The following is a 25,116-nucleotide window of genomic DNA, read 5'->3' as shown; positions in this document are numbered from 1 at the left end:
GGATCCTCGAGCCTCGAGAGCCCTCCCCTGGCACTGATCCCCTCCGCTCGGCACGCAGGCAACGCGCCGCCGGCGAGCGGGCAACGCGCCGCCGGCGCGCGGGATCAGCGCGCGAGCTCGCCCGCTGACGCCACGAACCGCAGGTACGCCTCGAGGCCATCTGAGGCGACCATTGCGCGAAGCACGACCTCGTCCACCGCACTGCGATACGCGGCGAGCATGTCGGGGGCCGTGGTCGGCGTGATCACGGTGTCGATCGCCTCGACGCCCAGCCGGGCGAAGTTCGCCGCGTACTTCGGCGCACGCCCATAGCGCTCCGCCTCGGTGCGCAGCCGCGGCATCCCGTCTTCGCCCAGTGCGGTGCGCACATACAGCGCGACGTGCGCACCGGGCGCGCTCGCGTGGGCCTCGGCCGACTGCGCGGCAGCGGCCTGCACAGGCAGCCAATTCAGCAGCATCCCGTCTGCCGCCTCGGCCGCAAGCGCGCGCATCTTCGGCCCGAGCGCGCCCACGACGATGCCGGCACCGGTGCGGCCGCGCAGCGTGTCGACGGCATTGCGGACGGCCGCCAGTACGGGACCGGATGCCTGGCCCGACCCGATTCCGAGCATCAGCCGGTCTTCGGGCAGGCCGTCGGCCCTGGCCAGGATCTCATCGGGCGTGACGCGGTCCAGCGGAATCACGCCGGTGCCCAGCACGAGGTGCTCGGTCGCCCGGGCCGCTTCGTGCAGCGCGGACAGCGCATCGCCGCCGGGAGTGTCGTTGACCCACAGCGCGTAGAGGCCGGCCTCTTCGGTCGCCGCGGCGATCTGTGCGATCACCGCCGGGCCGAGAGCACCGGCTACTCCGATCGAAACGGGGGTGTCAGTCATGCCACTGAGTGTGCCACCATCGCTAGTGGCCGAGGGGCGGACCACGCCGCCCGGATGAGAGGCAGCCTGTGACGTTCGACCTCGTGATCGTCGCCCTGCCGCTGTCGGGCGTCCTCACGGTGCCAGAGACGCTCACCGGCTTCGCTGACCGCGGTGATCGGCCTGTTCGTCTCGAACACGGCGACCGCCGTGCTCATGGCGCCCATCGCGATCTCGACGGCCGTGCACCTGGGCGTCTCGCCGTATCCGTTTGCCATGATGGTCGCGCTGGCCGCCTCGTCGGCGTTCATGACGCCGGTCTCATCTCCCGTCAACACGCTGGTCGTCGAGCCCGGCCGCTACCGGTTCGCGGACTTCGTCAAGATCGGTGCACCGTTCACCGTGATCACACTCGTGGTGAGCGTGCTGATGGTGCCGCTGCTGATGCCACTGCAGGCGCCTGGACCGTCACCAGCAGGGCGTCGGCTGCGGCATCCACTCGCACGACTCCCCCGTCGCCGAGAGCGCCCGAGACGAACAGGTCGGCGATGCGGTCATCGACCTCGCGCTGGATGAGCCGACGCAGCGGCCGAGCACCGTACTCGGGCTCGTAGCCGTGGTCGGCCAGCCACTGCACGGCGGCGTCGGTGACCTCGACGTGCACTCCGCGACCGGCGACGCGCTTCTGCGTCGCAGCCAGCAGCAGGTGCACGATCTGACGCAGCTCGTCACGGCCGAGCTTGCGGAACAGCACGATCTCGTCGATGCGGTTGAGGAACTCGGGCCGCATCGCCTCGCGCAGCTTCGCGAAGATGCGGTCGCGCAGCTGCTGCTGTGAGCCGAATCCGGTCTCTCCCCCGCCGTCGGCGAGGAAGCCGATGGCACCGCCGCGAGATGCGAGGAACTCGCTGCCGAGGTTCGATGTCATGACCACCACCGTGTTCCGGAAGTCGACCGTGCGCCCCTGACCGTCGGTCAGCCGCCCGTCGTCGAGCACCTGCAGCAGCAGGTTGAACACGTCGGGGTGCGCCTTCTCGATCTCGTCGAACAGCACGACCGCGTAGGGGTTGCGCCGCACGCGCTCGGTCAGCTGACCGGCTTCGTCGTAGCCGACGTATCCGGGAGGGGCTCCCACCAGCCGCGCGGCGGTGTGCCGCTCGCCGAACTCGCTCATGTCGAACCGGATCACGGCCGAGTCGTCGTCGAACAGCGACTGGGCCAGAGCCTTGGCCAGCTCGGTCTTGCCGACGCCGGTCGGTCCCAAGAACAGGAACGACCCGATCGGCCGGTGCGCGTCGCCCATGCCGGTGCGGTTGCGCCGCACGGCCTTGGCGACCGCGGTCACCGCGTCATCCTGCCCGATCACGCGCGCGTGCAGCTCGTCTTCGAGCGAGGCCAGGCGGTCGCGCTCGGTCTCGGTCAGGCGCGAGACCGGGATGCCGGTGGACCGGCTGATGACCGCAGCGATCTCGGGCTCGTCCACGACGGCTTCTGCGTGAGGTCCGCCCGCGCCGGCGGCGACCTCATCGAGCTTGCTCTGCACGTCGCCGATCTCGTCGCGGATGCGCGAGGCGTCTTCGTAGTGCTCGGCCGCGACGGCCGCATTCTTGTCGGCCTCGAGGTCGGCCAGGCGCTGCATGAGCTGCGCGGCATCGGTCTGCAGGCCGAGCCGCAGGCGCAGCCGAGCACCCGCCTGGTCGATCAGGTCGATCGCCTTGTCGGGCAGCACCCGTTCGGTGAGGTAACGGTCCGACAGTTCTGCAGCCGACTGCAGCGCAGCATCGGTGTAGGTCACACCGTGGTGCAGCTCGTATGCGGGCTTCAGTCCGTGCAGGATCTTCACCGCGTCTTCGACGCTCGGCTCGCCCACCTTGACGGGCTGGAAGCGGCGCTCCAGGGCGGCATCCTTCTCGATGCGGCGGTATTCGTCCAGCGTCGTCGCGCCGATCAGGTGCAGGTCGCCGCGGGCCAGGCGCGGCTTGAGGATGTTGCCCGCGTCCATTCCGCCGTCGCCGTTGCCGCCGGCGCCGACCACGGTGTGCAGCTCGTCGATGAACACGATCAGCTCGTCCTTGCGTGCGGTGATCTCATCCATCGTCTTGGTCAGCCGCTCTTCGAAGTCGCCGCGGTAGCGGGTGCCGGCGACCATGCCCGGCAGGTCGAGCGCGATCACGCGCTTGCCGCGCAGCTGCTCGGGCACCTGACCTGCCACGATCGCGCGGGCCAGGCCCTCCACGATCGCGGTCTTGCCGACGCCGGCGGCGCCCACGAGCACCGGGTTGTTCTTCGTTCGGCGGCTGAGGATCTCGATGGTCTGCTCGATCTCGACCGCGCGGCCGATCACCGGGTCGAGCGAACCCTCGGTGGCCAGTGCGGTCAGGTCGGTGCCGAATCGGTCGAGCATCGGGGTCTCGGATCCCTCCTCCCGGTCGGCGCCGGCCGACGCGCCGCTGGGCGTCACGGTCTCGCGCATGCCCTGGCTGAGGGCCTCGGCGCTCACCCCTGCCCGGGCCAGCACCTGGCCCGCGGGCGTGTCCTGACTGAGCACGATCGCAAAGAACAGGTGCTCGGGGTCGACATATGTGGCCCCCGACGAGCGGGCGACCTGGAAGGCGTGGAACAGCGCGCGCTGCAGCGGGGGCGTGATGATCGCCCCGTCGGCGGCGTTCTGGCCGGTGACCGCCGACGGCAGCCGTTCTTCGACCGCCTGCGCGATCGCGGCCGGATCGGCGCCGATGCGGCGCACGGCCTCGGTGGCAGGACCTTCCTGCATCAGCACGTGCAGCAGGTGCAGCGTGTCGACCTCGCGCTGTCCGCGGTCCAGCGCGTACTGCGCGGAGCGCTGCAGCACGTCTTGCGTGCGCGAGGTCAAGAACCGGCTCAGATCGATCGAGCGCTGCTCGCGAGCGCGCTCACCGGCAAGGTAGCGCGCCAGGAAATCGTCGAACGCGCCCGCGCCGTCTGCGGCGCCCTCGACCGGGGTGGTGCCATCGTCGTTCATTCGTGTTCTCCAAAAGATGAGTCTTGGGGTGTCAAGTTTAGAAACTTGAGCACTGTTATATCAAGTTCAACGTCTGTTCGGCGATCGTATTCCTGGAGCATTCGGGATGTCGGAACCCCTGCATAGGGTGAAACCACATCACCCCAGGAGGATTCCCATGGACTGGCGCATCGAGCTGATCTTCGTCCCCGTGACCGACGTCGACCGAGCGAAGGAGTTCTACACTCGCATCGGCTTCCACCCCGACCACGACCAGACGCCGTTCGAGGGGCTGCGCTTCGTGCAGATGACCCCGCCCGGCTCGGCCTGCTCGATCGCGTTCGGCACGAACCTCGGCATCGAGCTCGAGCCGGGGCGGCAGAACACGATCCAGGTCGTCATCCCCGACGCCGAAGAGGCGCTGGCGCATCTGCGCGGCTTGGGCGTCGACGCGGAGGGCGTCGATGAGCAGGCGTGGGGCCGGTTCGTGACGTTCCGCGACCCCGACGGCAACCGCTGGACCCTGCAGCAGATGCCGGTGCGGTAGTCAGCCCTCGGGCAGGATCGACGGGTCCGTCTCGTCCCATTTCTGTGCGGTCTGGGCGATCCAGAACACCGCGAAGAACGCGACGAGGCCCAGTTCGCCTCCGAGCACCCACGGATGCCCGGTCAGATCGATGCCCGCCACGCGCACGATCGCCACACCCAGCAGATACGCGACGCACACGAGCATCCCGACCGCCACCACGGTGTACACGAGGCGCCACGGCTCCGGGCGCGTGCCCGCCGACGCGCGCAGTACGGCACGGCGTGTCGCGTGCGGCGCGGTCACCGCACTGATGACGGCCACGGCGACCATCAGCCCGAAGAATCCGCTGGTGGCCACCATGTGGCCCTGGGCCGCGAGCACGTCCGGGGCGACGAGCAGCCAGACGACCAGGCCGACGCCCAGCAGGCCCGTGATCGCCGCGCCGGCGATCACACCCGCGGTGACCCTGCGCTGCACGCGGGCCAGCACGACGGCCACGAGGGCGACCAGCACCGCAGCGATGCCGAGCACCAGCACACCGGTGCGCACGGTGGCCCATTCCGCCTGCGGCACGCACCCGCCTCCGCCCGCACACCCCGGCATCAGCCCCGACACGTCGCCCGGGGCGATCGGCGTCGGCACGAACGCGATCATCGCGGCGAACACAGCCGCGACATCCAGCAGCAGCTGCTCGACGCTGTGCCCCGACAGCGCAGCCAGCGCGAGCGCGATCGCGCACATCGCGCCCACGAACACTGTGCGCCCCGAGGTGTAGAACATCGCACTGATCGAGGTGACCGGTCCGTCGGTTGCGAACACGACGATCAATCCGAGGACGAGCGCCAGGGCGGCCCCGACGATGGTGATTCGAAGGTACCGATAGGTGCGCTGGGACGACGTGCTCGACAATCGCATATTCACGATCCTGCACCCCGCGCGCGGCGCACCGTGGCACTAGCCTGGGGGCGTGTCCACGCCCCCTTCGTTGTCCGACAGACTCGACAAGGCCGTCGAGGGACTCACACCGGGCTATTTCGCCCTGGTCATGGCGACGGGGATCGTCTCGGTGGGCATGCGCACCGACGACTGGGCGGCGGTGTCCCTGCTTCTGCTGGTGATCGCCGGCGCGGCATACGTCCTGCTGCTGGTGCTCAACGCGATCCGCATCGTGCGCCACTGGTCGGCGATGGCCGAGGACTTCGCCGACCCCGCGCGCGCCTTCGGATTCTTCACGTTCGTGGCCGCCACCTGCGTGCTCGGCAGCCGCATCAGCGAAGAAGACGGGTTCCACGGCGTGGCCGTGGCGCTGCTGGCTGTGGCCTCGGTCGCCTGGATCGTGCTCGGTTACACGGTGCCGTGGACCGCCGTGCTCGGCGACCGCAAGAACGCACCCATCACGACCGCCAACGGCACCTGGTTCATCTGGGCCGTCGCCAGTCAGTCGATCGCGGTGCTCGCGGCCACCCTCGAGGTCGAGCTCACGCAGTGGCGCGGCCTGCTCGCGCTGCTGGCGGTGTTCTCTTGGTCGGTGGGCACTTTCCTGTACTGCGCGGTCGGCGTGTTCGTCGGCGTGCGCATGCTGACGGTGCCGTTCCGGCCCGCCGACCTCACTCCCCCGTACTGGGTGGCGATGGGTGCGACCGCGATCACGGTCGTGGCCGGTGCCCGCATCGTCGAGATGGCCAATGCTCCGATGGTGGATGCCACCCGGGGCCTCATCGCAGGCGCTGCCGTCTTCTTCTGGGCGTTCGGCACGTGGCTCATCCCTCCGCTGATCATGGCGGGCTGGTGGCGACACGTTCGCCACCGCATCCCGTTCCGCTACGAGGCGACGCTGTGGAGCATCATCTTCCCGCTCGGGATGTACGGCGTGGGGTCGCAGTTCCTCGGCGACGTCGACCACCTGCCGATCGTGCACGCCATCGGGTACGGCGAGAGCTGGGTGGCGCTGGCCGCGTGGACGGGCACGTTCATCTGGATGCTGGTGAACCTGTGGCGCACGGTCCTGCGCCCTGCGCGCGTTCCGACTCCGGACCCGGATGCCGCGGCTCCCGCGCGCTGATCCCGCGGGCTGAGCCTACGGCATCGGGCGGCGGCCGCCGCGTCAGCGACCCTGCAGGCTCTCGCCGAACGGCTTCTCGTGCAGGCCCTCCAGCGCGCTGGCCAGCACCGGCGCATCCGCACCGAAGGCGACGTCGAGCTTCTCCAGACGCGCGTCGGCTTCGGCGAGCGCCGCCGAGCCCTGTTCGGTCACGCGCAGGTCCGATGCCGCACCGGCGTGGGACGTGGCATCCATCGCCAGCCCGTCGTCGACGAGCGCACGAACCGCCGTGTGGGCCGTCTGCACGGTGATCTGCGAGCGGCGAGCGAGCTCGGAGAACGAGATGCCGGGCATCGCCTGGATGTGTGCCAGCAGCCCGTACTTGCGGGTGGTCAGCCCGAGGCCCTTCAACTGCTTGTTGAACTGCACGTCCCAGATGCTCGACAGCGTCAGCAGCGAGATGACAGGGCTGAACCGGCGCGGCTGAGGCATGGCATCCATCGTAGTCTTCGGCCCTGTGGCGCTCGCGAGCCGTGCCCGCGACGGCGGGGATCTGCGATGATCGCATCGTGACCGATGACCCGCTGACGGGCGAACAGGCCCTTGCACGCGTCTTCTGCCTCGACGATCTGCTGCCGGACGCGGCCCGCCGATGGCAGCAGGTCGCCCGCACGGTGGCCCGCGACGTGCTCGCGCCCACGATCGAGGACGACTTCGAGACGCAGCGCTTGCGCGCCGAGCACATCCCGGCGCTCGGCGAGGCGGGCCTGCTCGGGATGCACCTGCACGGGTACGGCTGCGCGGGAGCGAGCGCCGTCAGCTACGGCGCCGCGTGCCTCGAGGTCGAAGCGGTCGACAGCGGCTGGCGCACGTTCGTCTCTGTGCAGGGGTCGCTGGCGATGACGGCGATCTCGACCTTCGGGTCCGACGATCAGAAGCGGCGCTGGCTGCCCGAGATGGCGGCCGGACGCGCGGTGGGATGCTTCGCCCTCACCGAGCCCGCCGGCGGCAGCGATCCGGCCGCGATGACCACCTTCGCCCGACGCGACGGGGCTGACTGGCTGCTCAGCGGCACGAAGCGCTGGATCGGCCTGGCCTCGATCGCCGATGTCGCGGTGGTGTGGGCGCAGACCGATGAGGGAGTGCGCGGATTCGTCGTGCCCACCGACTCCGCCGGCTTCACGGCGCGCCCGATCACCGGCAAGCGCGCCATGCGCACGTCGATCCAGTGCGACATCGACCTGGACGATGTGCGCCTGCCCGACGATGCCCGGCTGCCGGACGCACGCGGGCTGCGCGGGCCGTTCACGTGTCTGAACGAGGCGCGGTTCGGCATCGCCTGGGGCGCGATGGGCGCTGCGCGCACGTGCCTCGAGGTCGCCGTCGACCGTGCGCGCACGCGGCACGTGTTCGGTGCGCCGATCGGGGCGCGCCAGCTCATCCAGGCGCAGCTGGCCGACATGCTGCTCGAGTATGAGAAGGGCGCCCTGCTGGCGTTGCATCTGGGACAGCTGAGGGATGCCGGCACCCTCACGCCCGCGCAGCTGAGTGTGGCGAAGCTGAACAATGTACGCGAGGCGATCCGCATCGCGGGCCAGGCCCGCAGCATCCTCGCCGGCGACGGCATCACCGACGAGTTCCCCGTCATGCGCCACATGGCCAACCTCGAGGCGGTGCGCACCTACGAGGGCACCGACGAGATCCACGCCCTGATCCTCGGGCGAGAGCTCACCGGAAGCGACGCATTCAGCTGAGCGCCGGCACCATCCCGGCATGCGCGCCGTGGGACGTGGGCGCCTCGCGAGCGGGTAAACTGGCTGGCTGAAGCCCTTCCAGCCGATCGGGATGTATGAGCCACTCTGCCACCTCATCTCGCTTGGGAACGGACGCCGCCCTTGCCGCGCGTGCGACGCGCCCAGGTGTTCTCAGTGCCGTCACGCGGTATTACTCGTTGACCAAGCCGGGCGTGCTGTACGGCAATGTCCTGACGACGGTCGCCGGCTACCTGCTGGCCGCGGCACTGTTCGAGTTCTCGTGGATCGTGTTCGTCGGCGTCGTCGTGGGCAGCACACTGGTCATCGCCTCGGCGTGCGTCTTGAACAACGTGCTCGACCGCGATATCGACACTCTGATGCGCCGCACCAGCACCCGCGCGACGGTGACCGGAGCCATCAAGGGCGTGCCCGCAACGATCTTCTCGATCGTGCTCGGCGTGCTGGGTGTCGCACTGCTGATCCTGACGACGAACTGGCTCGTGGTGGCCACCGGTGTCGGCGGCTTCGTCGTCTACGTCTGGCTCTACGGCGCGCTCTCGAAGCGCAAGTCGGTGCACGGCACGCTCGTGGGCAGCGTCTCGGGGGCGGCTCCCGTGCTGGGCGGCTACATCGCCGCGTCGGGGCAGTTCGACGTGGCCGCGATCGCCGTCTTCCTCATGATGTTCTTCTGGCAGATGCCCGAGTTCTATTCGATCGCGATCTACCGGCGCGACGAATACGCGCGCGCCGGCGTGCCCGTGATCACCGTGGTGCGCAGCATCCGCCGGGCCGTGTGGGAGATCTTCATCTACACGGTGCTGTTCGTGGCGGCCTCGCTGCTGCTGCCGGCATTCGGCTACGTCGGCATCGCCTACGCCGTCGTGATGGGCGGGCTCGGCCTGGTCTGGATCATCCTGGCCGTCGTCGGCCTGCGCACGCGTGATGTCGAGCAGTGGTCGCACCGCATGTTCCACGGTTCGATGTGGATGATCCTCGCGCTGTGCCTGATGCTGTCGGTCGGCGCGCTGCTGCCCTGACGCTCTTCAGACGGCTCCGGCAGCGGACTTGCGCCCAGCGGGCCCTCCCCGGCTGCGGGCGGCGTACGGTGAAGACACGGCGAGAAGACACCCGTCGCACACGGGAAGAGGCATGATGGCGTCCAGCACGCAACACGGCAAAGCGACGCGCTGGGCCGTCGGCACGGTGGGAACGGCACGGTTCACCGGAGCGTACGAGAGATACCGCGCCTGGCAGGCGCTGCTGATCCTGGTGGTGCCGGCCGTCGTGCTCGGCGGTGCGGGCATCGCCGCCGCCATCCTCATGCAGAATCCGTAGCCGTCATGGCGGGCTTACCCCGCCACGTACGCGAGATCGGTCTTCGGATCGACGAGCGCTGCCCGGTCGACCGGAATACCCTCGGCGATCAACGGAGTGACGATGTCGGGCACGCCGCGGATGTTGATGTTCATCGCGGCGACGAGCTGACTGCCGCGCAGCCAGAACACGACGAATCGACCGTCCGCGACATCGCCGCGGATCACCGTGTCGGTATCGCCGGTGTTGTGCCCGGTGTATTCCATCCACACGTCGTACTGGTCGGAGAAGAAGAACGGGACCGCGCCGTAAGGGACGTTGCCACCCAGCATGTTCCGGCCGGCGACGGGCCCTTGAGACAGCGCGGTGGCGAAGTGCTCGACCCGCAACCGCCGGCCCAGTGCGCGATACGGCACGGCCGCCACATCGCCGGCCGCGTACACGTCAGCCACGCCGGTGGCGAGCGTGTCATCGGTGAGGATGCCGTCGTCCACGGGAATACCCGCCGCCTCGGCCAGCTGCACGTCCGGCAGCGCGCCGACGCCGACCACGACGACGTCTGCCGGCAGCTCGGTGCCGTCCGAGAGCACCACCCAGCGCACCCGACCATCGGTGCCGCGGAACTCGGATGCCGTCGCGGGCATGCACAGGTGAACGCCGTGGGCCTGGTGCACGTCGCGGTAGTAGGCGGCACCGACCGGGCCCAGGACGTGCAGCATCGGCAGCTCCCGGCTGCCGACCAGAGTCACATCCACCCCGAGCTGCCGCGCCGACGCGGCGACCTCGCAGCCGACGAAGCCGGCGCCGACGACGACCAGACGCCGAGCGCGTGCCAGTGCTGCCTTGAGGCGGTCGGCCTCCCCCAGTGTCCGCAGGGAGAAGATTCCGTCCAGGTCGCTGCCCGGAAGCTCAAGCGGGCGGTTGTGCGAACCGGTGGCCAGCAGCAGCTTGTCATAGGCGACGCCTCCGCCCCCGTCTGTCCGGATGCGATGGGCTGCGGCATCGATCGCGGTCACCGTCGTGTCGAGCCTCAGGTCGATGCGCTGCTCGCGGTAGAACGCCGGGTCGTGCAGGAACAGTCGGTGGTACCCCGGCTCGTCTCGCAGGTGGTTCTTCGACAGAGGAACGTGGTCATAGGGCTGTGCGGCATCGCTGCTGATCAGCACGACCCGGCCCGTGTAGCCCTCTTTGCGCAGCGTTGCCGCCGCACCCGTGCCGGCCAGCCCCGCGCCGACGATGACCATCTGCTGTGCGTCGGTTGCGTCAGTCATGGTCGCCGACCAGCCGGCGAGCGGCGTCAGCGATGTGGCGTGCGGAGATGCCGGCGGCATTGAGCAGCTCGGCCGGTGTCCCCGACGTCGGGAGGTCTTTGACCGCCAGATGGGCCAGACGAACGGGCACGTCGGCGTCGGCGAGGGCTTCGAGCACGGCACTGCCGATGCCGCCCTCGGGATAGTGGTCCTCGGCCACGACCAAGCGGCCGCCGGTGTCGCGGCAGGCGCGAATGAGGGTGTCTCGGTCCAACGGCTTGATCGAGTACAGGTCGATGACCCGCGCGCTGACACCGACACCGGCAAGTTCTTCGGCCGCCGCGATGCATTCGTGCACGGTCACACCGGCACCGATCAGGGTCACGTCATCCTCCGGCGTGGCGCGAAGCGTCTTCGATCCCCCGATGGGGAAGTCCTCCTCAGGCCCGTAGAGCACCGAGTACGCTCCGCGCGTGGTGCGCAGGTAGACGATCCCAGCGGTGTCGGCCATCGCGGCGGTCAGTTTCACCGCGCAGGAGGCATCGGCCGGACAGAGAACGATCGACCCGTGCACCGCCCGCAGCGAGGCGATGTCCTCCAAAGCCATCTGCGACGGGCCGTCTTGGCCGATCTCCACTCCCGCGTGGGAGCCGACCAGGCGAATGTCCACCTGGGAGATCCCGGCCATCCTGACGAAATCGAACGCGCGGGAGAAGAACACGGCGAACGTCGAAGCGAAGGCGACATACCCGCGCACCGCCACGCCGACCGCCGTGGCCACCAGCTGCTGTTCCGCGATGAACACCTCGAAGTAGCGCTCCGGTGCGACCTTCTCGAATTCCTCCGCATGCGTGGAGTTGCCCACCTCCCCGTCGATGACCACGATCTCAGGCCGCGCGGCCAGGGCCGCAATGGCGGCGCCGAACGCCGCCCGTGTGGCAACCTTCTGCCCTGGTTCGTACGTGGGAAGCAGGACCTGAGCCTCCGGGTTCGCCGCGATCGCCGGCTCCCCCGCTTCCGGACCGGCCGTGGTCACGTGCAGCTCAGATCGGCCGCCCAGGGCAGCGATGGCGCGCTCGGCCATCTCCGGTGGAAGCGCCTTGCCGTGCCAGCCGTTCTCATCCTCGATCTCGGGCACACCCTTGGCCTTGATCGTGCGGGCCAGCACCACGGTCGGAACGTCTTGCGAGGTCCGCGCCTCGGTCAATGCCTGGTCGATTGCGGCCAGGTCGTGTCCGTCGATGATCACCGGCGCGCAGCCGAACGCCCTCACCCGGGCTGCGTACCGCTCGAGGTCCCATTCCAACTCGGTGGGACCGCGCTGGCCGAGGCGGTTGACATCGATGATCGCCGTCAGATTTCCCAGCTTGTAGTAGCTGGCCTTGTCCAGCGCTTCCCACATGGAACCTTCCGCCGTTTCGCTGTCCCCGCACAGGATCCAGGTATGAAACGGCAACCGGTCCAGGTATTTGCCCGCCAGAGCGACACCGACCGCATCCGGCAGCCCCTGCCCCAGAGACCCCGTGGCCACGTCCACCCATGGCAGCACCGGCGTCGGATGGCCTTGCAGGCGGGACCCGAACTGCCGGTAAGTGTTGATCAGCTCGTCCTCGTCCACCACACCCACGGCACGGAACATCGAATACAGCAACGGCGAGGCGTGGCCCTTGGAGAAGATCAGGTGATCGTTGGCAGCCAGCGCGGGCCGCTCCCAGTCGTAGCGCAGGTGACCGACCAGAAGCACCGCCATCAGATCGGCCGCCGACAGGGACGAGGTGGGATGCCCCGAACCCGCCTGCGTGCTGCACCGAATCGAATCCACCCGCAACTGCGCCGCCAACTCCCGCGCGAACGACAACTGCTCGTCATCCATGTCCATGCTCCCTCACTGCCGTTCGGCCAGAGATCGCATGGTGTCGTGCTTCGGGCGCTCACGCTGCGCCTGGGCGATCCACCGCCGACATCCGGCCGTGTCACCAGGCTACGCGTCGGTCACGGCCGGCGAACAGAAGACACAGTTGCCGCTCAGCGCGTCGGCGGCGGCCCCGCCTGACCCGGATCGGGCAGCGGTGGCAGAGGCGGATACGGACCCTGCCTGCCGCCCGAGCCGCGTCTGCGCTCCGCGTCAGCGAGCAGGATGCCGTTCTTCACCGCCGTGCGCCCACAGTCTCAGAAGTCCCAGTCGTCGTCCTCGGTGGCCTCGGCCTTTCCCATCACGTACGACGAGCCCGACCCGCTGAAGAAGTCATGGTTCTCGTCGGCGTTCGGCGACAGCGCCGACAGGATCGCCGGGTTCACATCGGTGACGGTGGAGGGGAACATGGCCTCGTAGCCGAGGTTCATGAGCGCCTTGTTCGCGTTGTAGTGCAGGAACTTCTTGACGTCTTCGGTCAGCCCGAGGCCGTCGTAGAGGTCCTGCGTGTACTGCACCTCGTTGTCGTACAGCTCATACAGCAGCGAGAACGTGTAGTCCTTCAGCTCGTCGCGCGCCGCCTGGTCCAGGTGCTCCTGACCCTTCTGGTATTTGTAGCCGATGTAGTAGCCGTGCACGGCCTCGTCACGGATGATGAGGCGGATGATGTCGGCCGTGTTCGTGAGCTTCGCCTTCGAGGAGAAGTGCATCGGCAGGTAGAAGCCCGAGTAGAACAGGAACGACTCGAGCAGCGTCGAGGCGACCTTGCGCTTGAGCGGCTCGTCACCGCGGTAGTAGTCCAGCACGATGTTGGCCTTGCGCTGCAGGTTCGCGTTCTCGGTCGACCAGCGGAACGCCTCGTCGATGTCCTTCGTCGAGGCCAGGGTCGAGAAGATCGACGAGTAGCTCTTCGCGTGCACCGACTCCATGAACGCGATGTTCGTGTACACGGCCTCTTCGTGCGGCGTGATCGCGTCGGGGATCAGCGAAACGGCTCCCACCGTGCCCTGGATCGTGTCCAGCAGCGTGAGCCCGGTGAACACACGCATCGTCGCCAGCTGCTCACCCGGCGTCAGCGTGTTCCACGACTGCACGTCGTTGGACAGCGGCACCTTCTCGGGCAGCCAGAAGTTGCCGGTCAGGCGGTGCCACACCTCGAGGTCCTTCTCGTCCTCGATGCGGTTCCAGTTGATCGCCTGGACCTTGTCCAGGAGCTTGAGCGGTTCGGGTGTCATGTCATTTCTCTTTCTCACGTACACGGTGCGGCGCTTCTTCTCGCTGCGCTCGCTCAGCGACCGGCGGCTGTCACAGCATGCAGCTGACGCAGCCCTCCACCTCGGTCCCCTCGAGTGCCATCTGGCGCACGCGGATGTAGTACAGCGTCTTGATGCCCTTGCGCCAGGCGTAGATCTGCGCCCGGTTGACGTCACGCGTGGTCGCAGTGTCCTTGAAGAACAGCGTCAGGCTCAGGCCCTGGTCGACGTGCTGAGTGGCCACGGCGTACGTGTCGATGATCTTGTCAGGGCCGATCTCGTACGCGTCCTGGTAATACTCCAGGTTCTCGTTCGTCATGAACGGCGCCGGGTAGTAGACGCGACCGAGCTTGCCTTCCTTGCGGATCTCGATCTTCGACACGATCGGGTGGATCGAGCTGGTCGAGTTGTTGATGTAGGAGATCGATCCGGTCGGCGGCACCGCCTGCAGGTTCTGGTTGTAGATGCCGTGCTCCTGAATGGATGCCTTCAGCTCGCGCCAGTCCTCCTGTGTGGGGATGGCGTGCCCGACGAACATCTCCTTGACCTTCGAGGTGCTCGGCACCCACTCGCGCTCGACGTACTTGTCGAAGAACTCCCCCGACGCGTACGTCGAATCGGCGAAGCCGTCGAAGGTCTCACCGCGCTCGATGGCGAGCCGGTTCGACGCGCGCAGCGCGTGGTAGAGCACCGTGTAGAAGTAGATGTTCGTGAAGTCCAGGCCCTCTTCGGACCCGTAGTGCACGTGCTCGCGGGCGAGGTAGCCGTGCAGGTTCATCTGCCCGAGGCCGATCGCGTGCGAACGGTCGTTGCCGTCCTCGATCGAGCGCACCGACGAGATGTGGCTCTGATTGCTGACGGCGGTCAGCCCACGGATGGCCGTCTCGACGCTCTTGCCCAGGTCGCCGCCGTCCATCGCCAGAGCGATGTTCATCGAGCCGAGGTTGCACGAGATGTCCTTGCCGATCTGGTCGTACGACAGGTCGTCGTGATACGTGGTCGGCGTGTTCACCTGCAGAATCTCGCTGCACAGGTTCGACATGTTGATGCGGCCCTTGATCGGGTTGGCCTTGTTCACCGTGTCTTCGAACATGATGTACGGGTAGCCCGACTCGAACTGGATCTCGGCGAGGGTCTGGAAGAACTCGCGCGCGTTGATCTTCGTCTTCTTGATGCGCGGATCGTCGACCATCTCGTGGTACTTCTCCGTGACCGAGATGTCGCCGAACGGCACGCCGTACACGCGCTCGACGTCGTACGGGCTGAACAGGTACATGTCGTCGCCGGTCTTGGCCAGCTCGAACGTGATGTCGGGCACGACCACGCCCAGCGACAGCGTCTTGATGCGGATCTTCTCGTCGGCGTTCTCGCGCTTGGTGTCGAGGAACCGCATGATGTCGGGGTGGTGGGCGTTCAGATACACCGCGCCGGCGCCCTGACGGGCACCCAGCTGGTTCGCGTAGCTGAAGCTGTCTTCGAGCAGCTTCATGACCGGGATGATGCCGGAAGACTGGTTCTCGATCTGCTTGATCGGAGCCCCCGATTCGCGGATGTTCGAGAGCAGCAGCGCCACGCCGCCGCCGCGCTTGGACAGCTGCAGCGCAGAGTTGATGCCGCGGGCGATCGACTCCATGTTGTCTTCGATGCGCAGCAGGAAGCAGCTCACGAGTTCGCCGCGCTGCGCCTTGCCGGTGTTCAGGAACGTCGGCGTCGCCGGCTGGAACCGACCCGAGATGATCTCGTCGACGAGGTCGACGGCGAGGTCCTGGTCACCGTCGGCGAGCCCCAGCGCGGTCATCACCACGCGGTCCTCGAAGCGCTCGAGGTAGCGCTTGCCGTCGAATGTCTTCAGCGTGTAGCTCGTGTAGTACTTGAACGCGCCCAGGAACGTCTCGAAGCGGAACTTCTTCGCGTAGGCGTGGTCGTTGAGCTTCTGGATGAACTCGAACGGGTACTTCGCGAGCACGCCCGGCTCGTAGTACTCCTTCTCGACGAGGTAGTCGAGGCGCTCCTTGAGGGAATGGAAGAACACGGTGTTCTGATTCACGTGCTGCAGGAAGTACTCCCGCGCGGCGCGCTTGTCGGCGTCGAACTGGATCTCTCCGTTCGCGCCGTACAGATTCAGCATCGCGTTCAGCTCGTGGTAGTCCATCCCGTCGAACCGCGCATCGGTCTTGAACCCGGTCTCGAACGGAACCTGTTCCGTCACTGCAGCTTCCACCATTTTTCCAATCCATCGCTCACACGCGCGACGTCCTCGGGCGTGCCGAACACTTCGAGCCGGTACAAGTGCGGCACACGGCACTTGCGGCTGATGATCTCTCCGGCCAGACAGAACGACTGACCGAAGTTCGTGTTCCCGGCGGAGATGACTCCGCGGATCCACTTGCGGTTGTCCTCATCGTTGAGGAACCTGATGACCTGCTTGGGGACGGCCCCTTGCTCTTGCCCGCGCCCCTGTCCGCCGCCGTATGTCGGTGTGACGAGCACGAAGGGCTCATCCACGTGCAACGGCGGCTCGGTGCTGTGCGGGCCCATGTGCAGTGGAATGCGCTGGGCCGGCAGACCGAGCTTCTCGACGAATCGCGCCGTGTTTCCCGAGATGCTGGAGAAGTAGACGAGGAGCGGCGCTGCCACCGCGGTGGGCATGTCAGGCCAGACGGGCGGCGAGCTCGTCGATCTTGTCGGGACGGAAGCCCGACCAGTGGTCCTCATCGGTGATGACGACGGGCGCCTGGAGGTAGCCGAGCGACTTCACCTGCTCGAGCGCTGCCGGGTCCTCGGTGAGGTCGTGCACTTCATATTCGATGCCCTTCGAGTCCAAAGCGCGGTACGTCGCGTTGCACTGGACACAGGACGGCTTCGTGTAGACCGTGATCGCCATGTCGGCTGTCTCTCCCCTCGTTCGGTCCCTCATTCCGGCAGTTCCCCCCGCCGGTCCCCCAATACTACATATGGGGACAGACACTGAGAAGCACCACAAGGGATAGTAGTTACATCCCTGTAGTTTTCCACCGCTCTCCCCATGTACAACACAGCTTGTCCACCGTTTCATCCACAGCCCACGGCGTGTCGCCGAGGCGCGGAAAAGCCTGATTCATGCGGTTCTTCCGGCCGAACCGCGACATCCATCCACAGGCCGCACGCTACGCGGGGCCTCCGACATCGATTTGCCTGTGGACAGCACTCCCGGCGTGTCGTGGACGTGGCGCGAACGTGTCCGCCACCGCCGGTAACGTGTGATGCGTGGCGGGATACCGAGACCTACTGCGCACGCCGGGTGTCGGGCGCATCATCGCCGCGCAGCTGACCGCGCGCTTCCCTTCGGGAATGACGAGTCTCGCGCTGCTGATGCACATCGAGCACGTCACCGGAACGTACGGCGCGGCGGGGCTGGTGCTGGCCGCCGCCTCGGTCGGTCAGGCCGTGTCGGGGCCGATCACGAGCCGCTGGATGGGCAGATGGGGCATGCGCCGTGTGCTGACCCTGACGATGGTCGTCTGCGCGATCGCCCTGGCCGGCATCGGTCTGTTCACGCTCTCCATCAGCGCCTACATGGCGCTGGGCCTCGTGTCAGGGCTGTCCACGCCTCCGGTGCAGTCCGCCGTGCGCACGATCTACCCGAAGATGGTCAACTCACGTCAGCTCACCCCGCTTTTCTCGTTGGATGCCTCGCTGCAGGAGATCATCTGGATCCTCGCGCCGGTGGTGATCACGCTCGTTGCGACGCAGATCAGCACGGTCGTGGGCATCATGTTGATCGTCGTGATCCTGCTGGCGGGCGGCAGCTGGTTCATCCTCTCGCCCGAGCTCGGGCGCGTGCGCATCCCCCGCAGCCGGCACCGGTTCGGCCTGGTGCTGGCCCGGCCCGCCGTGCTGCTGGCCACCGTCATGGGGTTCCTGCTGATCGGCGCGTGCGCGGCCGTCGAGGCCGGCGTCATCGCCACGTTCGGCGAAGGGGGCCTTGAAGCAGGCCTGGTGCTGGCGATCTTCTCGATCGGAAGCCTCGCGGGCGGTCTGGTCTCGGGCGGCATCGCGATCGGACGATGGGCGATGGCCCGGCGCATGGCCGTCGTGGCCGGGGGGCTGGTCGTGACGACACTCTCGCTGTCGGTGTGGTGGCTCAGCGGCTCGCTGCTGGTGGCCGGCATCGGAGTGGCCCCGGCGCTGGCGGTCATGTTCGCCATGACGACGGCCAGCGTCAAGTTCAGCGACACCGCCGAGGCGTTCGGATGGGTCGGCACGGGCCAGCTGATCGGTGCGGCGGCGGGGTCGGCGATCGCCGGATTCCTCATCGACGGCTCGGGCCCGCGCGGTGCCTACCTGACGGCGGCGGCTTTCGCCGTGGTGGGCTTGATCGTTGCCGTGCTGTGCGTGCGCGGATTTCCCGACCTGCGCTTCCGGGACGCAGCGCCCATGCCCGACACCGAGCCGGTGCGCACGATCACCTCGACCTGACGCTCAGCCACACGCCGTGACCTCAGTCGTTCACCCGCCCGAGGAGCTGCAGCAGCGCCATCGCATACGCGTCGGAGGGCTCGGGGTGCTCGAATGTCAGCGCGGTGCCGGCGATCTCGACGTCGACGGCGAAAGTGTCGGCCAGACGCCGCAGCGCCCGGAACGTGCCGCGCAGCAGTTCACGCAGCTGCGCCTCGGACGGCAGCCAGAGCGCGTCATCGAGCGCGACGGAATCCAGCGCCCACTCGGTCGTGCCGTTGAACGCCAGAATCGCCCCGGTCGAATAGACACGCGCCTCGATCGTCATGTCGCTGACGGTGAACACGTCGGCCTCGAACTCGGGCTCGTCGAGCTGGAACCGGTCGCCGGAAGCCGGATGCCAGATCAGCCCGGCATCACGCAGCGCCCGGGCGAGGTCCGTGGAGATCATCCCCTCAGAGTATGCCGCCGGTTCAGCCGAACGCGGCCTGCAACTCGGGTTCGCCGAGCAGTTTCCACAGCGCATCCAGTCGGGCGTTCGGCCGCTGGCCGCGCGGCACGGCCAGCACGACCTCGTTCGGCGCCACCCTGTCGCGCACGCGCACATATGCCACCCGCCGACCATCGAACGCCTCGGTGCCGCTGGGTCTGCCGCTGAACACCGAGTAGCCGAGGCCGTGCGCGACCATCGCGCGGACCGTCTCGGGGTTCGAGAACGCCCAGCCCGCGTGGGGCACGACGCCGGCATCTTCCATCAGCGCTTCGATGACGCGGCTGGACTCGGCGGCGCGCACGATGATCAACTGTTCGCCCGACAGCTCCTCGAGTGCGAGGTCGTCGCGATCGGCCAGCGGGTGATCTGCGGCCAGCACTGCATAGGGCTCGACCACGCACACAGTGCGCGCGTCCAGCCCCTCACCCAACTGGCGACGGTAGAGCAGACAGGCATCGGCGACCCCGGCGCGCGCCCACTCCTGCACGTCGGTGGCCAGGCCATCGGTCACGTCCAATTCGACGCGCGGGTACCGAACGGTCAACAGCGCGGCCAGTAGGGGCAGAACGCGCGGGGACAGGGCGATCGTGCAGGCGATGCGCAGACGGCCGGCCACCTCTCCGTGTTCGGCGGCGGCGAGATCGGCCAGTTCCGCGGCATCGGCCAGCATCCGCCGTGCGATCGGCAGCACGCTCTGACCGCCGCCGGTCACCGTGACACCCTTCGCTGGGCGCCGCACCAGAAGCTGCATGCCCAGGGCGCGCTCGAGGTCGTTCAATGCCGCCGAGACCGCCGCCTGCGACGCTTGGCAGCGCACCGCGGCCGCGCTTACCGTGCCGGTCTCGACGGCGGCCACGAAGTACTCGAGCTGCCGCAGCGTACCCCCATTCATCGCTTCTCCTTATGTATTAGTTCTATATTTCTCGTTTTTCAAATGATTTCACAGCGCGCACGATGAATCCATCACCCGAACGAACTGGGAGAGAACATGACCGGCACCTCTGTCGTCACGCTCGGCACTGCCGGCGGCCCGCGCTGGTGGACCCCGATCGATGCGCACGCACGCTTCGGAATCTCCACCGCGATCGTCGTCGGCGACCGCGTCTACCTCGTCGACGCCGGCCTCGGCGCCGGTCGCCAGTTCACGCGCGCCGGATTCGCGATGGATCAGCTGGGCGGCATCTTCTTCACCCACCTGCATTCCGACCACACCACCGACCTCGCCAACATCGCGCTGTTCGGCATGTTCGATCTGCCGGGCACCGGGCCGCGTATTCCGATCCTGGGCCCCGGCGACCGCGGCATGACTCCCCCGGTCTCCCTCCGGGCGCTCGTGAAACCCGAGCCGGTCGCCCCGCATCTGCCCACCCCCGGCACCGCCGACATGTTCCGGCTGCTGATGGAGGCGCACGCCACCGATCTCAACGACCGTGTGCTCGATGCGCTGCGTCCCTCGCCGTTCGACCTCTTCGACGCCCGTGACATCCCAGTGCCCGCCGACATCGGGTACCACCCGAACGATGCGATGACCCCCGACATGCAGCCGTACACGATCTTCGAAGACGACCGTGTACGCGTGGAGGCTGTCCTCGTCGAGCACCCGCCGATCGCTCCCGCCTTCGGCTTCCGCTTCACCACCGACGACACCACGATCGCCATCTCGGGCGACACTCGCAAGACGCCGAACATGGCACGGCTGGCCACCGGGGCAGACCTGCTGCTGCACGAGGCCATCAGCTTCGACTGGGTGAACCGCACCTACAACGGGGCACCGGATGCCACATCCCAGGCATCCATCGATCACCACCGCAAGTCGCACACCAGCGCCGCCGAGGCGATCGACCTCGCACATGAGGCCGGAGTCGCGCGCCTCGCCCTGCACCATCTCGTGCCCGGTCACCTGCCGACACGGCAGTGGCTGGCCGAGACCGGATACGACCGCGATGTGATCGTGCCCGATGACCTGCAGACCCTCGTCCCTCAGGGCGCCCGCGCGCGGGTCGCCGTCTGATTCCACCCACCGCAGAAAACCCACCCCAGACAAGAGAGGTCGATGATGACCCGCAATACGGTTGCAGAGATGTCTTCCGGATCCCCCGCACACGACGCGCACGTGAGCGCGGACGGCACCCAGCCGTCGCTGACCACGCGCGAGATGCGGCGCGTGATCGTGTCCAGCTTCATGGGCAGCATGATCGAGTTCTATGATTTCGTGCTCTATGCCACGGCCGCCAGCATCGTGTTCAGCCATGTGTTCTTCGCAGGACTGGGAGCACAGTTCGGGCTGTTCGCCTCGATCGCGACCTTCACGGTGGGCTACATCGCCCGTCCCCTCGGAGGGATCCTGTTCGGCCACTTCGGCGATACTCGCGGACGCAAGGTCGTGCTAGTGCTGACGCTCGTGCTCATGGGCGTGGCATCCACCCTGATGGGAGTACTGCCCACCACGGCCCAGATCGGCATCCTCGCCCCGATCGCCCTGGTCGTCCTGCGCGTCGTGCAGGGGATCTCGGTCGGCGGCGAGTGGGGCGGTGCGACCCTGGTCGCACTCGAGCACGCCCCGGCACGCAGCCGCGGTCTGGCCGCCGCGTTCTCCAGCGCCGGAGGTCCGGTCGGAGCGGTGCTCGCCACGCTCATGCTCGGCCTGTTCTCGGTGCTGCCCGACGACCAGTTCCTGACCTGGGGCTGGCGCGTGCCGTTCCTGTTCAGCATCGTGCTGGTGGGTGTGGGCCTGGTCATCCGGCTGAAGGTCTCCGAGACCCCGAACTTCCAGCGTCTCGCGCAGCACGCCGAAGCCACGCGCACCCGCATTCCGATCGTACAGGTCCTGCGCAACCACTGGCGCGCGGTCGTGCTGTCGCTGCTGGCCGTGCTCGCCTTCACCTCGACGCAGGGACTCATGACCGTCTGGGGCGTCGCCGAGGCCGTCGACCACGGCGCCGACCGCACCGGCGTGCTGAACTGGAAGGCCATCGCCGCTGTGCTGACCGTCGTGATCGGCATCCTGGCTGCCAAGGTGAGCGACCGCATCGGCCGGCGCACCGTCGTCATCACCGGCTGCGTGCTGGGGGCACTGCTGGCCTTCCCGATCATCCTGCTGCTGGGCACGGGCACCGTGTGGGGCTTCGCAATCGCGATCGTCTTGGGCAACGGGCTCGTTCAGGGCCTGGTCTACGGGCCGGTCGGCGCATTCGTCGCCGAGCAGTTCCCGACCGCGCTGCGCTTCTCGGGCGCCTCTGCCGCCTACCAGTCGGCATCGACGATCGGTGCAGGGTTCTCGCCGCTGATCGCAACCGGTTTCGTGGTCGCGACCGGCGCTGTGTGGCCGGTGGCGATGCTCTGGATCGCGGTGCTCCTGGCGGCCGCTGTCGCGATGTTCATCGCCCCCGAAGGCAAGGACGTCGACATCCACGCCACTGCCTGACCACCGATTCCATGGCTGACAGCGCGCACCGGTCCCGACCGGTGCGCGCTGTGATCATCAGCGGTTGCCGACGTCGTAGACCTTCAGCACCTCGGCGACGGCCTGCTCGCGCTCGGCCCCGCCGTTCTCGAACATGTGCGCCACGTGCGTGCGCAGGTGGTTCTCCAGCAGCAGCTTGTCGAGCGAGGCGAGCGCCTTCTGAATGGCGCGCGACTGCCCGATGATGTCCATGCAGTAGTCCTCGCTCTCGATCATCTTCGCGAGGCCTCGCACCTGTCCCTCCAGGATCGCCGTGCGGTGAAGGGCCCGCTTCTTGATGTCTTCGATCACGCGGCAAGGGTACCCGTCCGCGCCCGCGTGTGGTGCCCTCGGGTGCGAGGATGGGCCTATGGCGCGCACCCCGACCGCACCCACGCGCACGGTGCGCACCCCTTTCGCCCTGCTTTCTCCCGCCGATCAGGCGCGCAAGCGCGGACTCCGGCGCATGAAGGCCATTGCGCTGAGCGCGCTGGTGTTCCTCGCGATCGTGTTCACCGTCTCGTTCGTGTTCGAAGAGCGCCTGCCGGCCCTGGCGTACGTGCGCGCAGCCGCCGAAGGCGGCATGGTCGGCGCGCTTGCGGACTGGTTCGCCGTCACGGCGCTGTTCCGGCATCCGTTCGGTCTGCCCATTCCGCACACGGCGATCATCCCGACCCGCAAGGACGAGATCGGCCGCACGCTCGGAGAATTTGTCGAGACGAACTTCTTGTCGGGTCCGGTGGTGCGCACCAAGCTCGAGGCCGCCGCGATAGCCGCACGGCTGGGCGCGTGGCTCGCGCAGCCCGAGCACGCGCAGCGGGTTGCCGCCGAGGGATCGACGATGGCCGCCGGAGTGCTGCGGGCCCTCGACGACGCCGACGTGCAGGACCTGATCACCGACCTGGCGCGCGACCATCTGATCGCACCGGAATGGGGGCCGCCGGCGGGTGCCTGGCTGACCAGAGTGGTGGATGCCGATGCCCACCGCGGTGCGGTCGACCTCGCCGTGGACAGCATCGCGTCATGGCTGGCAGCGAACCGGCCCGCGTTCGAGGGCCTCGTCTCGCGGCGTCTGCCCGGCTGGGTCCCCAAGATCGCCCACAGGTTCGTCGACGACACGGTCTACAGCGAGGCCGTGAAATTCGTGGATGCCGTGCAGGCCGACCCGCAGCATCCCGCCCGCCTGGCCCTGGACGCGTATCTCGGACGCCTCGCCGACCGGCTGCAGCACGATCCGGCGATGATCGCGCAGCTCGAGAACGCGAAGAGCGCCGTGTTCGACAGCCCCCGCGTGCGCGAGCTCGCGACCCGGGCGTGGCAGGCGGTGAAGGCAGGACTGCTCGGCGCGCTCGCCGATCCCGACAGCGGACTGCGCCGCCGCATGACCGACGCGCTCGTGGACGCCGGCGAGCGCCTGCGCACCGACGACGCCCTGCAGCGACGCGTGGACGGCTGGATCACCGACGCCGCCGTGTTCGGAGTCGAGCGCTATCGCCACGACATCGCCTCGATCATCACCGACACGATCGAGCGGTGGGACGCCGCCGAGACCACCGAGAAGATCGAGCTGATGGTGGGGCGCGACCTGCAGTACATCCGACTGAACGGCACGGTGATCGGAGCGCTGGCAGGGCTCGCGATCTACACGGTGGCACAGCTGCTTCTGGGGTGAGATCGCACCCGCGCGAGACGGCATGATGGAGGCATGGTCTCTCTCGCGCTCGTGCGTCATGCCAAATCTGACTGGGGCGACCCCGAGATCGCCGATCACGACCGGCCGCTGAACGCGCGCGGGCTGCGCGATGCGCCTGCGATGGCCGCCCGGGTCACGGCGACCGGCTGGCGTCCTGACGTGATCGTGGCCAGCACCGCACTGCGCGCGCGCACCACCGCTGAGGCGTTCGGCGCGGCGCTGGGTGTCGCCGTCGACCTGGACGACGACCTGTACGGCGCTCCGGCCGACGCGCTCCTGGAGCGGGCCGCCCGCACCGGGGCCGCCGCCGTCATGGTCGTCGCGCACGACCCGGGCATGACCGTGCTGGCGTCGCGGTTGTCGGGCCAGGCGATCGCGCACATGCCGACGTGCGCCGTCGCGACGTTCACGTGGGACGCCGACTGGGATGTCGCGACCGCGGTGGATCCGGCATCCTTCACCTTCCAGGCGCCGCGCGCATGAGCGGGCAGGGCGACCAGACGGGCGGACTGCCCGCGAACGCGGTCGGCGTGCTCGATGCCGACGGCGCGGTCACCGACGGGATGCCATGGGCAGAGCTCGACGGCCGCCTCGGCCAGGTGGCGATCACGGCCATGACGGCCACCCGCGGCGACTGGCAGCTGCGGATGCTGCGTATCGACGGTGCCGCGAACGACACGGTGCACGACACCGTGCATAACATCGTGCACGCGGTGCGACTGACCGGGCACGCGGTGAGTGTGCCCGACGGTGCGCAGCCGGTGGTCACCGAAGTGCACCAGGGAGTGGACGTGCGCGTCGACGCCGATGGCGCCCCGGTGCACACCGAGGTGCGCATGCTCGTGCCGTGGGACGGCGAACTCGCCGTCGTCGGTGGCATGTCGCCGATGCCGTCGGCGACGGTGCTGGACCCGCCGACGGGTTTTCCGATGATCATCGCGGTGCGGCTGGGTGCGAACGACCCCGCTGTGCCGCAGATCGAGGAGAAGATCGTCGGCAGCAGCAAGAAGCCGATGCGCATCCTGCGCACGGGGCTGTCGATTCCCGAGGTGGAGCTCGCGCCCACCCCCGACGGAGGCCACGCGATCACCGTGCTGTGGCCCGACCGCACCCGCGAGGTCGTGCTTCTGCCCGCTCGGGTCTGACCCCACACCGGGCAGAACGTGG

Annotated in this window: 24 protein-coding genes and 1 pseudogene; 12 read left to right on the top strand and 13 right to left on the bottom strand. The window is 68.1% G+C overall.

Annotated features, from left to right (window positions below):
• Positions 1-104 precede the first annotated feature (104 nt).
• Positions 105-872, bottom strand: coding sequence for an LLM class flavin-dependent oxidoreductase (locus QU603_RS05225; protein WP_308493436.1), 768 nt, complete (start codon positions 870-872; stop codon positions 105-107).
• A 195-nt stretch (positions 873-1,067) separates the two neighbouring features.
• Between QU603_RS05225 and QU603_RS16420 the strand changes: the two are divergent.
• Positions 1,068-1,238: pseudogene (locus QU603_RS16420) on the top strand (SLC13 family permease); the annotation flags it as partial.
• Positions 1,239-1,257: 19 nt separating this feature from the next.
• Here QU603_RS16420 and QU603_RS05215 read toward each other — a convergent pair.
• Complete coding sequence (locus tag QU603_RS05215) at positions 1,258-3,852, bottom strand: ATP-dependent Clp protease ATP-binding subunit (protein ID WP_308493434.1); 2,595 nt, start codon at positions 3,850-3,852, stop codon at positions 1,258-1,260.
• A gap of 157 nt (positions 3,853-4,009) precedes the next feature.
• Here QU603_RS05215 and QU603_RS05210 point away from each other — a divergent pair, with 157 nt between their 5' ends.
• A complete protein-coding gene (locus tag QU603_RS05210; protein WP_308493433.1) occupies positions 4,010-4,378 on the top strand; it encodes a VOC family protein in 369 nt (122 codons plus the stop codon).
• Here the strand turns inward: QU603_RS05210 and QU603_RS05205 are convergent, their stop codons facing one another.
• Complete coding sequence (locus QU603_RS05205) at positions 4,379-5,275, bottom strand: hypothetical protein (RefSeq protein WP_308493432.1); 897 nt, start codon at positions 5,273-5,275, stop codon at positions 4,379-4,381.
• 52 nt (positions 5,276-5,327) lie between these two features.
• Between QU603_RS05205 and QU603_RS05200 the strand changes: the two genes are divergently transcribed.
• Positions 5,328-6,422: a tellurite resistance/C4-dicarboxylate transporter family protein gene (locus QU603_RS05200; protein WP_308493431.1), complete on the top strand. Its 1,095-nt coding sequence runs from the start codon at positions 5,328-5,330 to the stop codon at positions 6,420-6,422.
• 42 nt (positions 6,423-6,464) lie between these two features.
• Here QU603_RS05200 and QU603_RS05195 read toward each other — a convergent pair whose 3' ends face one another.
• Positions 6,465-6,893 carry a MarR family winged helix-turn-helix transcriptional regulator gene (locus QU603_RS05195; protein ID WP_308493430.1) on the bottom strand — a complete coding sequence of 143 codons (429 nt, stop codon included), beginning with the start codon at positions 6,891-6,893 and terminating at the stop codon, positions 6,465-6,467.
• Positions 6,894-6,970: 77 nt separating this feature from the next.
• On the opposite strand from QU603_RS05195, the gene QU603_RS05190 reads away from it, so the two are divergent.
• The 3 genes from QU603_RS05190 to QU603_RS05180 all read left to right on the top strand — a co-directional run bounded on the left by QU603_RS05190 (position 6,971) and on the right by QU603_RS05180 (position 9,490).
• Positions 6,971-8,155 (top strand): acyl-CoA dehydrogenase family protein, encoded by a 1,185-nt coding sequence (locus QU603_RS05190; protein ID WP_308493429.1) that lies wholly within the window; start codon positions 6,971-6,973, stop codon positions 8,153-8,155.
• Positions 8,156-8,250: 95 nt separating this feature from the next.
• A complete protein-coding gene (gene cyoE / locus QU603_RS05185) occupies positions 8,251-9,192 on the top strand; it encodes a heme o synthase (protein ID WP_308493428.1) in 942 nt (313 codons plus the stop codon).
• 115 nt (positions 9,193-9,307) lie between these two features.
• Entirely contained in the window at positions 9,308-9,490 is a 183-nt protein-coding gene (locus tag QU603_RS05180) for a hypothetical protein (RefSeq protein WP_308493427.1), read from the top strand.
• A 14-nt stretch (positions 9,491-9,504) separates the two neighbouring features.
• On the opposite strand, the gene QU603_RS05175 is transcribed toward QU603_RS05180, so the two are convergent.
• From QU603_RS05175 to nrdH, 6 genes are all read right to left on the bottom strand, one after another.
• On the bottom strand, positions 9,505-10,740 hold the full coding sequence (locus tag QU603_RS05175) for an NAD(P)/FAD-dependent oxidoreductase (RefSeq protein ID WP_308493426.1): 1,236 nt from the start codon (positions 10,738-10,740) through the stop codon (positions 9,505-9,507).
• A complete protein-coding gene (locus QU603_RS05170) occupies positions 10,733-12,592 on the bottom strand; it encodes a transketolase (protein WP_308493425.1) in 1,860 nt (619 codons plus the stop codon). The genes QU603_RS05175 and QU603_RS05170 overlap by 8 nt, the downstream gene beginning before the upstream one ends.
• Before the next feature lie 296 nt (positions 12,593-12,888).
• A complete protein-coding gene (gene nrdF / locus QU603_RS05165) occupies positions 12,889-13,866 on the bottom strand; it encodes a class 1b ribonucleoside-diphosphate reductase subunit beta (protein WP_308493424.1) in 978 nt (325 codons plus the stop codon).
• Positions 13,867-13,936: 70 nt separating this feature from the next.
• Positions 13,937-16,108 (bottom strand): class 1b ribonucleoside-diphosphate reductase subunit alpha, encoded by a 2,172-nt coding sequence (nrdE, locus tag QU603_RS05160; protein WP_370655330.1) that lies wholly within the window; start codon positions 16,106-16,108, stop codon positions 13,937-13,939.
• On the bottom strand, positions 16,090-16,533 hold the full coding sequence (nrdI, locus tag QU603_RS05155; RefSeq protein WP_308493423.1) for a class Ib ribonucleoside-diphosphate reductase assembly flavoprotein NrdI: 444 nt from the start codon (positions 16,531-16,533) through the stop codon (positions 16,090-16,092). Before nrdI ends, nrdE begins: the two co-directional genes overlap by 19 nt.
• A gap of 1 nt (position 16,534) precedes the next feature.
• Positions 16,535-16,768, bottom strand: a complete 234-nt coding sequence (gene nrdH, locus QU603_RS05150) for a glutaredoxin-like protein NrdH (RefSeq protein ID WP_308493422.1) — start codon at positions 16,766-16,768, stop codon at positions 16,535-16,537.
• Positions 16,769-17,130: 362 nt separating this feature from the next.
• Between nrdH and QU603_RS05145 the strand changes: the two genes are divergently transcribed.
• Complete coding sequence (locus tag QU603_RS05145) at positions 17,131-18,342, top strand: MFS transporter (protein ID WP_308493421.1); 1,212 nt, start codon at positions 17,131-17,133, stop codon at positions 18,340-18,342.
• Between the two features lie 22 nt (positions 18,343-18,364).
• On the opposite strand, the gene QU603_RS05140 is transcribed toward QU603_RS05145, so the two are convergent.
• Together QU603_RS05140 and QU603_RS05135 are read right to left on the bottom strand one after the other, a co-directional pair.
• Complete coding sequence (locus QU603_RS05140) at positions 18,365-18,772, bottom strand: pilus assembly protein CpaE (protein WP_308493420.1); 408 nt, start codon at positions 18,770-18,772, stop codon at positions 18,365-18,367.
• A gap of 22 nt (positions 18,773-18,794) precedes the next feature.
• Positions 18,795-19,706 carry a LysR family transcriptional regulator gene (locus tag QU603_RS05135; protein ID WP_308493419.1) on the bottom strand — a complete coding sequence of 304 codons (912 nt, stop codon included), beginning with the start codon at positions 19,704-19,706 and terminating at the stop codon, positions 18,795-18,797.
• A 96-nt stretch (positions 19,707-19,802) separates the two neighbouring features.
• Here QU603_RS05135 and QU603_RS05130 point away from each other — a divergent pair, with 96 nt between their 5' ends.
• On the top strand, positions 19,803-20,825 hold the full coding sequence (locus QU603_RS05130) for an MBL fold metallo-hydrolase (protein WP_308493418.1): 1,023 nt from the start codon (positions 19,803-19,805) through the stop codon (positions 20,823-20,825).
• 69 nt (positions 20,826-20,894) lie between these two features.
• Positions 20,895-22,238 (top strand): MFS transporter, encoded by a 1,344-nt coding sequence (locus QU603_RS05125; RefSeq protein ID WP_308493417.1) that lies wholly within the window; start codon positions 20,895-20,897, stop codon positions 22,236-22,238.
• A 57-nt stretch (positions 22,239-22,295) separates the two neighbouring features.
• Here QU603_RS05125 and QU603_RS05120 read toward each other — a convergent pair whose 3' ends face one another.
• Entirely contained in the window at positions 22,296-22,568 is a 273-nt protein-coding gene (locus QU603_RS05120; RefSeq protein ID WP_308493416.1) for a metal-sensitive transcriptional regulator, read from the bottom strand.
• A gap of 58 nt (positions 22,569-22,626) precedes the next feature.
• Here QU603_RS05120 and QU603_RS05115 point away from each other — a divergent pair, with 58 nt between their 5' ends.
• Genes QU603_RS05115 through QU603_RS05105 form a run of 3 tightly spaced genes read left to right on the top strand, consistent with a single transcriptional unit; the run spans position 22,627 to position 25,094 of the window.
• A complete protein-coding gene (locus QU603_RS05115; protein WP_308493415.1) occupies positions 22,627-23,928 on the top strand; it encodes a DUF445 domain-containing protein in 1,302 nt (433 codons plus the stop codon).
• A gap of 33 nt (positions 23,929-23,961) precedes the next feature.
• Positions 23,962-24,432 (top strand): SixA phosphatase family protein, encoded by a 471-nt coding sequence (locus tag QU603_RS05110; protein WP_308493414.1) that lies wholly within the window; start codon positions 23,962-23,964, stop codon positions 24,430-24,432.
• A complete protein-coding gene (locus QU603_RS05105; RefSeq protein WP_308493413.1) occupies positions 24,429-25,094 on the top strand; it encodes a hypothetical protein in 666 nt (221 codons plus the stop codon). Before QU603_RS05110 ends, QU603_RS05105 begins: the two co-directional genes overlap by 4 nt.
• Positions 25,095-25,116 lie beyond the last annotated feature (22 nt).

It is taken from the genome of Microbacterium terrisoli (genome assembly GCF_030866805.1).
Lineage (GTDB): Bacteria > Actinomycetota > Actinomycetes > Actinomycetales > Microbacteriaceae > Microbacterium > Microbacterium terrisoli.
Note: the sequence above shows the minus strand (reverse complement) of the source record. Positions and strands in the feature narration are given on the sequence as shown.